12 protein-coding genes are annotated in these 12,251 nt (G+C 73.5%); 2 read left to right on the top strand and 10 right to left on the bottom strand.

The genetic code is table 11. The features are described 5' to 3' along the window. Positions 1–17 precede the first annotated feature (17 nt). Positions 18–947: a DUF389 domain-containing protein gene (locus ACQPYX_RS19675; RefSeq protein ID WP_433798984.1), complete on the bottom strand. Its 930-nt coding sequence runs from the start codon at positions 945–947 to the stop codon at positions 18–20. 97 nt (positions 948–1,044) lie between these two features. Continuing rightward, positions 1,045–1,533 (bottom strand): MarR family winged helix-turn-helix transcriptional regulator, encoded by a 489-nt coding sequence (locus ACQPYX_RS19670; RefSeq protein WP_433798983.1) that lies wholly within the window; start codon positions 1,531–1,533, stop codon positions 1,045–1,047. A gap of 90 nt (positions 1,534–1,623) precedes the next feature. Between ACQPYX_RS19670 and ACQPYX_RS19665 the strand changes: the two genes are divergently transcribed. Then, the gene (locus tag ACQPYX_RS19665; protein WP_433798982.1) at positions 1,624–2,262 is read left to right on the top strand and encodes an FMN-dependent NADH-azoreductase; all 639 of its coding nucleotides are present in this window, start codon (positions 1,624–1,626) and stop codon (positions 2,260–2,262) included. Positions 2,263–2,309: 47 nt separating this feature from the next. Here ACQPYX_RS19665 and icmF read toward each other — a convergent pair whose 3' ends face one another. Then, a complete protein-coding gene (gene icmF, locus ACQPYX_RS19660; protein ID WP_433798981.1) occupies positions 2,310–5,543 on the bottom strand; it encodes a fused isobutyryl-CoA mutase/GTPase IcmF in 3,234 nt (1,077 codons plus the stop codon). 86 nt (positions 5,544–5,629) lie between these two features. Then, positions 5,630–6,202, bottom strand: a complete 573-nt coding sequence (locus tag ACQPYX_RS19655) for an NUDIX hydrolase (RefSeq protein WP_433798980.1) — start codon at positions 6,200–6,202, stop codon at positions 5,630–5,632. Positions 6,203–6,349: 147 nt separating this feature from the next. On the opposite strand from ACQPYX_RS19655, the gene ACQPYX_RS19650 reads away from it, so the two are divergent. Beyond that, positions 6,350–6,505, top strand: coding sequence for a hypothetical protein (locus ACQPYX_RS19650; protein WP_230748745.1), 156 nt, complete (start codon positions 6,350–6,352; stop codon positions 6,503–6,505). Positions 6,506–6,601: 96 nt separating this feature from the next. Here the strand turns inward: ACQPYX_RS19650 and ACQPYX_RS19645 are convergent, their stop codons facing one another. The 6 genes from ACQPYX_RS19645 to ACQPYX_RS19620 form a co-directional block, all read right to left on the bottom strand. Beyond that, entirely contained in the window at positions 6,602–8,425 is a 1,824-nt protein-coding gene (locus ACQPYX_RS19645; protein ID WP_433798979.1) for a glycoside hydrolase family 15 protein, read from the bottom strand. An 81-nt stretch (positions 8,426–8,506) separates the two neighbouring features. Further along, positions 8,507–9,127 (bottom strand): hypothetical protein, encoded by a 621-nt coding sequence (locus tag ACQPYX_RS19640; protein ID WP_433798978.1) that lies wholly within the window; start codon positions 9,125–9,127, stop codon positions 8,507–8,509. After that, positions 9,124–9,651 carry a hypothetical protein gene (locus tag ACQPYX_RS19635; RefSeq protein WP_433798977.1) on the bottom strand — a complete coding sequence of 176 codons (528 nt, stop codon included), beginning with the start codon at positions 9,649–9,651 and terminating at the stop codon, positions 9,124–9,126. Before ACQPYX_RS19635 ends, ACQPYX_RS19640 begins: the two co-directional genes overlap by 4 nt. A gap of 60 nt (positions 9,652–9,711) precedes the next feature. Next, positions 9,712–10,725, bottom strand: coding sequence for a nitronate monooxygenase (locus ACQPYX_RS19630; RefSeq protein WP_433798976.1), 1,014 nt, complete (start codon positions 10,723–10,725; stop codon positions 9,712–9,714). A 13-nt stretch (positions 10,726–10,738) separates the two neighbouring features. Beyond that, positions 10,739–11,251: a 2'-5' RNA ligase family protein gene (locus ACQPYX_RS19625; RefSeq protein ID WP_433798975.1), complete on the bottom strand. Its 513-nt coding sequence runs from the start codon at positions 11,249–11,251 to the stop codon at positions 10,739–10,741. After that, the gene (locus tag ACQPYX_RS19620; RefSeq protein WP_433798974.1) at positions 11,236–12,216 is read right to left on the bottom strand and encodes a pseudouridine synthase; all 981 of its coding nucleotides are present in this window, start codon (positions 12,214–12,216) and stop codon (positions 11,236–11,238) included. Before ACQPYX_RS19620 ends, ACQPYX_RS19625 begins: the two co-directional genes overlap by 16 nt. Positions 12,217–12,251: the final 35 nt, after the last annotated feature.

Here is a 12,251-nt window from a genome sequence, read left to right as displayed (position 1 = left end):
ACAGGGGCTTCGCCCACCTACGCCAGCGGTCGCCGCCCGCGGTGCTTGAGCCGGTCCTTGCCGATCACGACGAGCCCGCCGAGCACGAGGACGAGCGCGACGTCCTCGGCGAGGCGCTGCAGCCCCTGCAGCGCGAGCTCCGGGTCGAGGGCCGCGACGCCCATGCCGAGCACGCCGCCCGCCGGGACGAGCGCGAGCGCGATGAGGGCACCGGCGAGAACGGCCTGCCGGAAGGACGTGATGATCAGCAGTCCGGCGACGGCCCCGCCCGCGGCGACCAGCCAGTCGGCGGCGGTCGGGTCGATCACGAGGTGCATGCCCTCGCTGCTCGCGAGGGTCTTCGGCGACGCGAGGCCCAGGGCCCGCAGGACGAGGAACGCGAGCCCGCCGCCGACGGCGAGCAGGAGGTAGCCGACCAGCATCGAGACGAGTCCCCGGCGGATCGCGTAACCGCTGCGGCGGACGAGGGCCACCGCCAGCTCACCGACGGGTTCGAAGGCCGGGGTGAGCACGGCGGCCGCGGCGAGGGCGAGCGCCTGGGGGACCGGGGGCGAGAGCAGGCCGGCGACGGCGATCGCCCCGCCGATCGTCATGAGGAGCACGTAGTTCAGCGAGAGTCGCCCGTGGTGGCGCAGCCGCCGCTCGAACTCCTCCCACGGGGACTCGTCGGCGTCGTCGTCGATCGCGCCCTGCGCCCCGGTCGCGACCATGCTCTCCGCCCCGCCGGTCACCACCGCGATCGGACCGTGGCGCTCGGCCTCGGCGACGACCGCGAGGACGTCGTCCACGGAGCGGTTGAGGGTGTGGGCGGTGATGACGTCGCCCTCGGGCTTCACGCCCACCCCGCGCTCGATGTACAGGGAGAGCACGCCGTCGATCTTCTCCAGCGCGCGCAGCGTCTCGTCCGCCGCCGCGCTCGGCACCGACATCTCGACCGTGTGGTGCATCGACGCCTCCGCCTCGTGGATGCCACCGACCACCCGGCCGGGGCGGACCGCGATACCCGGAACCGGACGAACGGCACACACGGAACTCACGCCGACGTCAGGCGGTGCAGCCCCCGTCCTCGAGGTCCCGGGCGACCTGACACGCGGAGGGCTGGTCGGGGTCGGCGGTGGCGAGGCGGGCGAGCAGCTCGCGCAGGGTGTCGCGCTCGTCGGGCCCCAACGGGGCGAGCACGTGGTCCTCGGCGTCCCGGAGCCGGCGCTCGAGCTCGCAGAGGCGGGCACGGCCGGCCTCGGTGAGCTCGACGCGGCGGGCGCGCCGGTCGGCCGGGTCCGGACGGCGCTCGACGAGCCCCTCGGCCTGGATCTCGTCGAGCAGGTACGTCATGACCGTCCGGTCGACGCCGAGCTTGCGGGCGAGCGCGAGCTGCGTGCTCGGTTCGCCGCGGGCCACGGCGGCCAGCACCTGGTAACCGCGCGGGCCGCCGGGCAGGCCACCCATGACCCCCTGGGCGGCACGGAGGTGGGCGCGCGCGACGCGTCCCAGGGCCCAGCCCAGGTCGGACTCCACCTGCCGCGGCGTGCTCACCGTCTCAGGATACGCGGTTGCGCAGGAAATCTTCCGAGGAGATAGTCTGTTGCGCAGAACATCTCCGCACGAGCACATCGGAAGGTCGACATGAGCCTGCTCCGCATCGACAGCAGCATCCGCACGCAGGGCTCGGTGAGCCGCGAGGTGCTGGACAGCCTCGAGCGCTCCTACCTCGAGTCCGACCCCGGCGCCGACGTCGTGCGCCGGGACCTCGGCCGCGACCCGATCTCGCCCGCCACCTGGGCGGCCGCCGTCGCCGCCGGGATGACGCCCGAGGGCGAGCGCACCGACGAGCAGCACGCGGCCGTGGCCACCGCCTCCGCGCTGGCCGACGAGCTGGCGGAGGCGTCCGCCGTGGTGATCGGCTCGCCGCTGTACAACTTCGGTGTCCCGGCGCACCTGAAGAGCTGGGTCGACCTGCTCATCACCGACCCGCGCTTCGCGCCCGGCACGTCGCCCCTGGCCGGCACCTCCGTGGTGCTCGTGGTCTCCCGCGGCGGCGGGTACGGCCCGGGCACGCCGCGCGAGGGCTGGGACCACGGCACCGGCTGGATCACCCGCATCCTGCGCGACGTGTGGGGCGCCGACGTCACCGTCGTCGAGGCCGAGTTGACCCTCGCCGAGGTCGTCCCGGCCATGGCCGAGCTCCGCCCGCTCGCCGCGCAGAAGCGGGCCGAGGCCCACGAGGCGGCGGCGAAGCTGGGGGTGGCGCTGCGCGCCTCGTGAGCACTTTCCGTGCCTGGGGGCACGGAAAGTGCTCACATGAGCGAAGCTCACATGGAACGCCGGTACTGCCCGCCCACCTCGAAGAACGCCTCGGTGAGCTGACCGAGCGAGCACACCCGGGCGGCGCGCATCAGCTCGTCGAACACGTTCTCCCCGGCGGTCGCCGCCGCCTGCAGCCGCGCGATGGCCTCGGCGGACTCGCTCTGGTGGCGGGCCTGGAAGTCGTCCAGGCGCGCCAGCTGCGAGGACTTCTCCTCCTCGGTGGCGCGGGAGAGCTCCAGCTCGGGCTCCTCCTGCTCGGCGTCCGCCGGGGGCAGGAACGTGTTCACGCCGATGATCGGCAGGGTGCCGTCGTGCTTGCGGCCCTCGTAGAGCATCGACTCGTCCTGGATCTTGCCACGCTGGTAGCCGGTCTCCATGGCGCCCAGCACGCCTCCGCGCTCGGCGATCCGGTCGAACTCGGCGAGCACGGCCTCCTCGACGAGGTCGGTCAGCTCCTCGATCACGAACGAGCCCTGCAGGGGGTTCTCGTTGAGCGAGAGGCCCCACTCGCGGTTGATGATCAGCTGGATCGCGAGCGCCCGGCGCACCGACTCCTGCGACGGGGTCGTCACGGCCTCGTCGTAGGCGTTGGTGTGCAGCGAGTTGGCGTTGTCGTAGAGCGCGCAGAGCGCCTGCAGCGTCGTCCGGATGTCGTTGAACTGCATCTCCTGCGCGTGCAGCGACCGCCCCGACGTCTGGACGTGGTACTTGAGCTTCTGCGAGCGCTCGTTGGCGCCGTAGCGCTCCCGCATCGCCACGGCCCAGATCCGCCGGGCCACCCGGCCGATGACCGAGTACTCGGCGTCCATGCCGTTGGAGAAGAAGAACGACAGGTTGGGCGCGAAGTCGTCGATGTCCATCCCGCGCGCGAGGTAGGACTCGACGTAGGTGAACCCGTTGGACAGCGTGAACGCCAGCTGCGAGATGGGGTTCGCCCCGGCCTCGGCGATGTGGTAACCGGAGATCGACACCGAGTAGAAGTTGCGCACCTTGTGCGCGATGAACCACTCCTGGATGTCGGCCATCATCCGCAGCGAGAACTCGGTCGAGAAGATGCAGGTGTTCTGGCCCTGGTCCTCCTTGAGGATGTCGGCCTGCACCGTGCCGCGGACGCTCGAGACGGCGTGCGTGACCAGCTCGGCCCGCTTCTCCTCCGACGGCTCCTCGCCGTGCTCCTCGCGGTACGCGTCCACCACCTGGTCGATCGCGGTGTTGAGGAAGAACGCGAGCATGGTCGGGGCGGGACCGTTGATGGTCATCGACACCGACGTGGTCGGCGAGGTCAGGTCGAACCCGCCGTAGAGCACCTTCATGTCGTCGAGCGTCGCGATCGAGACGCCGGAGGTGCCGACCTTGCCGTAGACGTCCGGGGGAGTGGCCGGGTCGCGGCCGTAGAGGGTCACCGAGTCGAACGCCGTCGAGAGGCGCTTGGCGGGGGAGTCCTCGGAGAGGTAGTGGAAGCGGCGGTTGGTGCGGAACGGGTCGCCCTCACCGGCGAACATGCGGGCGGGGTCCTCGCCGTCGCGCTTGAACGCGAACACGCCGGCGGTGAACGGGAAGGACCCGGGGAGGTTCTCCGTGCGCAGGAACCGCACGACCTCCTCGTCGGCGGTGAAGGGCGGCAGCGAGACGCGGTTGACCTTCGACCCGGACAGCGTCTCCCGCGTCAGCTGGACCCGGTTCTCCTTGTCGCGGACGGTGTAGACGAACTCGTCGCCCGCGTAGTCCTCCTTCGTCTGCTCCCACCCGGTGAGCAGCGCGTCCGCCTCGCTCGGCAGGTCGCGCTCGGCCTCCTCCAGCACGGCCGGCAGCTCGCCCGCGTCGCGGTCGCCGAGCAGCTCCGCCGCCTGCCGCAGCGCCGAGCGCCGCCGCGTCGCGACGACCATCGCGTCGGTGTCGGCGTGGTAGCGCCGCACGGTGGCGGCGATGTCGGCGAGGTACCGCTCGCGCTCGGCCGGGATCGCCGAGCCGGCGAACGTGGACACCGCGGTGTCCGGGATCTCGAGGTGCCCGGCGCCCTCCACGAGGCCCTTCTCGGACAGCAGCGAGACGAGCTTGCCGTAGAGCGCGGTGACGCCCTCGTCGTGGAAGGTCGCGGCGCTGGTGCCGAAGACCGGCATCTCCTCCCAGCTCGCGCCCCATGCGTCGCGGTTGCGCAGCAGCTGGCGGGCCACGTCGCGACGCGCGTCGTCGCCGCCGCGGCGCTCGAACTTGTTGATCGCGACGACGTCGGCGAAGTCCAGCATGTCGATCTTCTCGAGCTGGGAGGCCGCGCCGAACTCCGGCGTCATGACGTAGAGCGAGACGTCGGCGAACTCGACGATGCCCGCGTCGCCCTGTCCGATGCCCGGGGTCTCGACGATGACCAGGTCGGCCCCGGAGGCGCGCAGCACGGCGATGACGTCGGCGAGCCGCTCCGGCAGCGCGGTGCCCGAGCCGCGGTTGGCCATCGAGCGGAACGCCACCGGCCCGCCCAGGGAGTTCATCCGGATGCGGTCGCCGAGCAGCGCGCCGCCACCCCGACGACGGGTCGGGTCGACCGCGAGGACGGCCACCTTGAGCTTGTCCTCGCGGTCCATCCGGGTGCGGCGCACCAGCTCGTCGGTGAGCGAGGACTTGCCCGACCCGCCGGTGCCGGTGATGCCGAGGACCGGCACGTGCCGCTCGGCGATCGCGGCCTCGACGCGCTCGCGGACGTCGTCGGGCAGGGAGCCCGACTCGGCCATGGTCACGGCGCGGGCCACCACGGCCCGCTCGCCGGTGAACAGGCCGTCCCACGACGACGGGGCCTGCGCCGACAGGTCCTCGTCGCACTCGCGGATGATCATGTTGATCATCCCGGGCAGGCCGAGCTGCTGGCCGTCCTGCGGCGAGAAGATCCGGGACACCCCGTGGGCGTGCAGCTGGTCGATCTCGCGCTGCACGATGACGCCGCCCCCGCCGCCGTACACGCGGACGTGGCCCGCGCCGCGCTCGCGCAGCAGGTCGACCAGGTAGGTGAAGTACTCGACGTGCCCGCCCTGGTAGGAGCTGATCGCGACGGCGTGCGCGTCCTCCTCGACCGCGGCGGAGACGACGTCGTCGACCGAGCGGTCGTGTCCGAGGTGGATCACCTCGGCGCCCTGGCGCTGCAGGATGCGCCGCATGATGTTGATCGCCGCGTCGTGGCCGTCGAACAGGCTGGCGGCGGTCACCACCCGGATCGGGTTGCTCGGCACGTACAGCTCTGATTCGGCCATGGTCGCGTCGTCCTCGGTCGCCGGGTGTGGAGGGAGTACCCGGGCGACGATAGTAGGACGTCCTAGTATTTGCGAGGACCGGTCGGTCACACCCGCCGTTCCGCGACGTACTGCAGGAGTCCGACGAGGGTGCCCGAGCCGAGGAGCTCCCCGGCGGCGGCGAGACGCACCACGTCGGCGACGGGAAGCCACTGCGCCAGGCCCGGCTCGTGCCGGTCGAGGGGGGCGTCGCTGCGCTGCGCGTCGGTCCAGAGGTGGACGTGGACCGTGGAGACGACGCCGCCCGGGAGCGGCTGGAAGGTGATCAGCGGTCGTCCGGGGCCGACCGGAACCCACCCGGTCTCCTCCGCCGTCTCCCGGGCGGCCGCGACGGCCGGGTCCTCGCCCGGGTCCACCCCGCCGCCGGGCAGCTCGTAGCCGTAGCGGCCGACCGGGTAGCGGTAGGTGCGCAGGACCAGGACCTGCTCGTCACGGACCACCACGGCGACCGCGACCGACGGCAGGTGCACCACCGGGTAGTCGAACCGGTCGCCCTCGGGGGCCGTGACGTCGTGCAGGTCGACGCGCATCGTGGCGTCGTCGTCGTCCGTGGTGACGGTCAGCGGCGCACTCCACACGGTCGTCACGTCGTGGGTGGCCCAGGCATCCGCAGGAGTCACACACGCACCTTCTGTCTCACGAAGCGACGAGCGGTCAGAATGTCGGTCACTCGGGGGAGTGATGTGTGGACCTTGTGTGTGTACGCCGTGACGCTCGGGTACTTCGCTGACCCCGGCCGACCGGCCGGTCCTACACGAGGGAGCGTCATGATCATCCTCGGCATCATCCTGCTGATCGTCGGGTACATCGTCCCGATCGCCGTCCTGACCTACATCGGGTGGATCCTGGTGGTCGTCGGCCTGATCCTCACCATCCTCGGCGCCGTCGGCCGCGGGGTGGGCGGACGCAAGACCTTCTTCTAGGTCGCCACGTCCCGGGGAGCGGGGGCTACCCGGGGCCGCTGTCGCGAACGCCCGTTCCCGGCGAGGGGAGCGGGCGCGCGCGACCCTTCGTCGTCGTCAGCCCAGCGCGCGGTCCAGGTTCACCGCCGCGCTGATCAGGCCGAGGTGGGTCAGGGCCTGGGGGAAGTTGCCCAGCTGCTCACCCGAGGCGGAGAGCTCCTCGGCGAACAACCCCAGGTGGTTGGCGTAGGTGAACGCCTTCTCCAGCACGTTGCGGGCCTCCTCGAGCCCGCCCGCCCGGGTGAGCGCCTCGACGTACCAGAACGAGCACAGATTGAACGTGCCCTCCTCGCCGTCGAGCCCGTCGGAGCCGTCCGGCGGGTAGCGCTGCACCAGGGAGTCGACGACGAGGTCGTCCTCGATCCGCGCGAGGGTCGAGAGGAACCGCGGGTCGGTGGGCCCGGAGAACTTCACCAGCGGCAGGATCAACAGCCCGGCCTCGACCTGGTCGGTGCCGGGGAACTGGGTGTACGAGCCCAGGTCGTCGTCCCAGCAGTCGCGCTGGACCTCCTCGTAGGCCTCGGCGGCCGCCTTCTCCCACGCCTCGACGGGCGCCGGCAGACCGCGCTGGCGGGCCAGGCGCAGCGCGCGCTCGAACGCCACCCACACCATCACCCGCGAGTAGGTGTGGAACTGCGGCTCGCCGCGGGACTCCCACAGCCCCTGGTCGGGCAGGTGCCGGTTGCGGTCCAGCCAGTCGAGCGAGCCGCGGACCCGGGTCCACAGGTCGTAGGAGATCGGGGTCTCCTTGTTGGCGATGTAGACCGAGTCCATCACCTCGCCGTAGGTGTCGAGCTGGCGCTGCGCCCCCGCGGCGTTCCCGATCCGCACCGGCCGCGACCCCCGGTACCCCGTCAGGTGGGTCAGCTCGACCTCCTCGGGCGGCGGCGCCCCGTGCACGGTGTAGACCGGCAGCAGCCCGGACGTGTCGTCGGCCTCGGCCATCCGCTGCTCGAGCCAGGCCAGGAACGCGCGACCCTCCTCGACGAAGCCCAGCCGCATCAGGGCGTACGAGGTGAACGCGGCGTCGCGCAGCCACGCGTAGCGGTAGTCCCAGTTGCGCTCCCCGCCGATCTCCTCGGGCAGCCCCGCGGTCGGCGCCGCGATCAGCGCCCCGGTCGGCCGGTGCACCATGAGCTTGAGCAGCAGCGCGGAGCGGTGGACCATCTCCCGCCAACGCCCCGCGTACGTCGAGCGGGCGAGCCAGCGCTGCCAGTACGTGAGCACCGCATCGCGGCGCCGGTCCGCCTCGTGCTCGCCGAGGACGTCGACGTCGTTGCGGTGCGGGGCCTCGTCGTGCCAGGTCAGCAGGAAGTCCGCCGCCTCGCCGGCGCCGAGGTCGATCTCCGCGACCACGGCGGGTCCGGTCGCGTCGGGATCGTCGGCCACCCGCAGCTCGGCCGAGGTCCTGAGCACCAGGGCTCCGCTCCGGTCGTCGGGGAGGAAGACCGCGCCGACCCCGTCCAGCAGCTCCACGGAGTGCCGCACGCGCGCCCAGTCGAAGGCCGGCGCGCAACGCACGGTGAAGCGCTGCCGACCCCGCACGACGCGCACGGTGCGGACGAGCGGGCGCGTGCCGTCGCCGTCGTCGTCCCTCGGGTCCATGAGGTCGACCACCTCGGCCACCGAGTCCGCGTCGAGGAAGCGGGTCATCAGGACGTTGGAGTCGGGCAGGTAGAGCTGCTTGGTGCGTGTGCACGAGCCGGGCGTCACGGTGAACGCGCTCCGGCCGGACCCGGCGCCCTCCTCGGTGAGGAGGGCGGAGAACACGGCGGGGGAGTCGAAGTCGGGCAGACAGGCGAAGTCGATGCTGCCGTCGGTGCCCACCAGGGCGACCGTCCGCAGGTCGCCGATCACGCCGTGGTCCTCGATGGCCAGCATGATCGCTGCGTACCCCGTGGCGGCCCGGCTCACCGGGACGTCCGAGCCCGGCGGGGTCACGAGACCCCGCCGGGACCGGCGTCAGCGCTTGCGGGCGTTCTTCGCCGAGCGCTTCGCCTCGGCGACCTCCAGCGCCTCGGCCTTGGCGGCCGCGGCCTCCCGCTCGGCCTCGACGGCCTCGGACTCCGCCTCGACGCGGGTGCGGCGCGCCTCGTGGGCGTGGGAGTCGGCCACCTCCTGCGCACGCTGCTCGTCGCGGCGCGCGGCCTGCTTGCGCTGCTGCTCGCGCTCGCGTTCCTGCTGCGCGCGCTGCTGCTTCTCCTGCTCCAGCCGCTGGTGCTGCTGCTGTTCGGCCTCGCGGGCCTTCCGCCGGGTCTGCTGGTCGCGCTCGCGTCGCTGCTGGAGCCGCTCGTCGGCCACGCCGCGGCGGGCCTGCGCGGCCTCGTCGCGCTCGGCGGCCTCCGTGCGCTGCTGCACGCGGGCGTCGGTGACGTGGCCCTGGCGGGCGAGGTCGGGGTCGCCCAGCAGCGACCCGAGCACCTGGCGCACGCCGCCCTCGACGGCGTCGACCGCCAGGGACGGACCCCACTCCTTGTTGCCGCCGTTGCCGGTGACCTGGGCCAGGAGCCCCACGGGCAGGCGCACGACGCCGAACCCCAGCGAGATCACCGGCCCCGCCACCGCCGACACCGGGTTGCTCATCGGTCCTCCTCGGACTCTTCGACCGCCTCGAGCGTGCGCGCGGACCGGCGGGCCTGCTCGGCCCGCTCCTCCTCGTCGCGCACGCGTGCCTCCGCCTCGCCGCGCTCGCGCACGGCTTCCGCCTCGTCGCGCTGCGCCGCCCGCTCCTGGGCCTGCGCCGTCTGCGAGACCACCCGCTCCCGCTGCGCGGTCTCGGCCTCGATCCGCTGCTCGCGGGCCTGGCGCTCGGCCTCGGCCCGGTCCTCGCGCTCGCTGCGGGCGTCCTGCGCCGCCAGCCGTTCGCGCTCGAGGCGCAGCTCCTCCGCGCGGGCCTCGGCCTCGGCCTCCTCGCGCTTCTGCCGGGCCTCCGCCTCGGCGCGCTGCGCCTCCTTCTCGGCGTCGGCCCGCTCGGTCTGCAACTCGCCCTCGGCGCGCAGCGTGTCGTTGCCCGTGACCGCTCCGGCCGCCTTCTTCACGGCGCCCGCGAGCCGGTGGCCCGCGCGCTCGGTCATACTGGTGTCGGTGGGTTCGGCACCGTCGGACATGGGTCCTCCTCCCGTTCGGCGGGTCGTGGTACCCGAACGACCGAGGGCAGACGCGTCCGATCAGAGCAGGGCGCGCACCACCTCGGCGGCCGGTCCGTCGGTCGCGCGGCGGAAGTGCACGCCGGCCCAGAGGTGCAGCCGCTCGGTGTCGCCGGCCTTCGCGGCGGCGGTGCGCACCGGCCGCGTCAGGTGGTGCAGCTCCGGGTAGGCGGCCGGGGCGGCCGGCCCGTGCTCGACGGCGAAGCGGTTGGTCAGCGCCCGCGCGGCGCGGCCCGTGAAGGCGCGGGTGACGGTGGTGCCGGAGAAGGCGGGGTCGGCGAGCGCGTCGCGGTGGGTCGCGGACGTCCCGGCCTCGTCGGTGCGCAGGAACGCGGTGCCGAGCTGGACCTGCTCCGCGCCGGCGTCCAGTGCGCGGCGCACCCCGGCGGCGTCCGCGATCCCGCCCGCGGCCACCAGCGGCAGGGCCGTGTGCGGCCGGAGCGCCCGGACCAGGTCGATCGTGTCGACGTCGTTCGGCTCGACCGCGACCGCGTGCGTCCCACGGTGCCCACCCGCGTCGGTGCCCTGCACGACGAGGCCGTCGAAACCGGCGTCCGCGGCGGCCCGGGCCTCCTCGGGGCTCGTCACGGTGGCCAGCAGCCGTGCCCCGGTGGCCCGCAGCGCGGCGAGGCGGTCCGCGTCCGGCAGGGCGAAGGTGACGCTGATCGTGTCGGGCGGGTCCGCGGCCAGGACCCGGATCTTGGCGTCCAGGCCCGGGCCGTCGTCGGGATCGGTGGCGGGGTGCGGGTCGCCGAGCTCGACGAGCACCGCGCGGGCCTCCCCGGTGATGCGTCTCGCGTAGGCCGCCACGGCCCGGTCCCGACGACGGGTGCGCGGGCTCGGGTCGGGCAGGAACAGGTTCACCCCGAACGGCTCCTCGGAGCGCTGGCGCAGCTCGGCGAGCTGGGCGGCGAGAGCGTCGGCGGTGAGGTAGCCCGCGGCCAGATAGCCGAAGCCGCCGGCCCGCGCGACGGCCGCCACCAGCGCCGGCGTGGACGGCCCCCCGGCCATCGGCGCCGCGACGACCGGGTTCACCGGACGTCCCCGCTCACCCGTCGGTCTCGCCGAACCTGAAGTCCCCCGCCGCCTCCCACGGGCCGCCACGGTAGTGCCAGAGGGCGAGGGCATCGACGTCGGTGTCGTACGGGACGTGCGTTTCCCGGACGGTCTCGAGCGTGCGGCGGGCCTCCTCGGGCGTCACCTTGTTCTGGATCGTCACGTGCGGGCGCCAGCGGCGGGCGTCCTGGTCGGTGAGGTCGGCCTCGAAGCGCCGGGCGATCGCGGCCCGGATCCCCTCGAGCGCCGAGGACGCCAGCCGCAGGCCCACCCCGCGGCCCAGCTTGAACGGCTCGCCGACGTGGATCGCCGGCCGCTCCCCGGCGGTGAGCCGGCGCAGCTGCGTCCGCACCTCGTCGAGCCGCTCCCCGGGCAGCGCGTGGAACAGCGTGATGTGCGCGCCGACGTGCAGGCGGTCCGCCGGGAACCAGCGTCGGCGCTGTGCGTCCAGGTCGGCCTGGGCGTCGGGGGCGAGGACGGCGGAGACGATCAGCGGGTCGGGCACCGGGGGGTCATACCCGCTGGGCCCGCGAGCCAGCCCGCCGCGTCGTCCCACGCCAGCAGCGTCCGTCGCGAGTGCACCGTGACGGCCTCGCCCGAGGCGGGGTCGGGCCACGAGAGCGTCCGGGCCAGCAGTTGCAGCGGCGCGCGGAGGTCGTCGAGCGGCACGTCGCGGAGCTCGGGATAGAACGGGTCGCCGAGGATCGGGACGCCGAGCGAGGTCAGGTGCAGGCGCAGCTGGTGGGTGCGGCCCGTGCGCGGCGTCAGGCGGTACCGCGCGACCGGGCCGAGCACCGGGTCGTCGCGGTGGTCCAGCAGCTCCACGAGCGTCTCGGCGTTCGGCTCGCCGTCGACCTCCCGGGCGGTGACGATGCCGCGCTCCTTGACGATCCGGGACCGGACGACCTGGCTCGTCGGGAGCGTCGGGTCGTAGCGGGTGACCGCCTCGTAGGTCTTGGTCACCCGGCGGTCGCGGAACAGGTTCTGGAACGTCCCCCGGTCCTCGCGGTGGATCACGAACAGCACCAGTCCGGCCGTGACCCGGTCGAGCCGGTGGGCGGGGGAGAGGTCGGGCAGGCCGTGCTCGTCGCGCAGCCGCACGAGCGCGGTCTCCCGGATGTGCCGCCCGCGCGGGATCGTCGCGAGGAAGTGCGGCTTGTCGGCGACCAGGACGCGGCCGTCGGAGAACGCGACGTCGATGCCGAACGGCACCGGAGCCTCGTCGGGAAGGTCCCGGTGGAACCACACCGACCCGCCGCTGACGTAGGGCGCGTCGATCGGCAGCGGGCCCTCGCTGTCGTGGAAGCGCCCGGCGTCGAACATGGCGTCGACCTGCGCGGCCGGGAGAGGCACCCGCGTCACGAGGTGGTCGCGGATCGTCGCCCACTCGTCCGAGACCGGCAGCCGCATCCGCGCCGGGTCGAGCCCGAACCGGGGCGGCAGGGACGGTGGCGGACGCACGGGTCCCATTGTGAGGGGAGGATTCGAGCGCTCTGATGGCACGA

This window comes from Actinomycetospora sp. CA-084318, assembly GCF_050955885.1.
GTDB lineage: Bacteria > Actinomycetota > Actinomycetes > Mycobacteriales > Pseudonocardiaceae > Actinomycetospora.
The sequence above is the reverse complement of the archived record's forward strand: the minus strand, read 5'-3'. Positions and strand labels throughout refer to the sequence as shown.

What these genes read in the sequence shown, in the direction of transcription:
- ACQPYX_RS19645 (WP_433798979.1), bottom strand. Translation starts at nt 8,425, where the DNA reads ATGCTGGCCATCGAGGACCACGGCGTGATCGGCGACCTGCGGACGGTC.
- ACQPYX_RS19665 (WP_433798982.1), top strand. Translation starts at nt 1,624, where the DNA reads ATGAGCCTGCTCCGCATCGACAGCAGCATCCGCACGCAGGGCTCGGTG.
- ACQPYX_RS19640 (WP_433798978.1), bottom strand. Translation starts at nt 9,127, where the DNA reads ATGAGCAACCCGGTGTCGGCGGTGGCGGGGCCGGTGATCTCGCTGGGG.
- ACQPYX_RS19620 (WP_433798974.1), bottom strand. Translation starts at nt 12,216, where the DNA reads ATGGGACCCGTGCGTCCGCCACCGTCCCTGCCGCCCCGGTTCGGGCTC.
- icmF (WP_433798981.1), bottom strand. Translation starts at nt 5,543, where the DNA reads ATGGCCGAATCAGAGCTGTACGTGCCGAGCAACCCGATCCGGGTGGTG.
- ACQPYX_RS19635 (WP_433798977.1), bottom strand. Translation starts at nt 9,651, where the DNA reads ATGTCCGACGGTGCCGAACCCACCGACACCAGTATGACCGAGCGCGCG.
- ACQPYX_RS19650 (WP_230748745.1), top strand. Translation starts at nt 6,350, where the DNA reads ATGATCATCCTCGGCATCATCCTGCTGATCGTCGGGTACATCGTCCCG.
- ACQPYX_RS19675 (WP_433798984.1), bottom strand. Translation starts at nt 947, where the DNA reads ATGCACCACACGGTCGAGATGTCGGTGCCGAGCGCGGCGGCGGACGAG.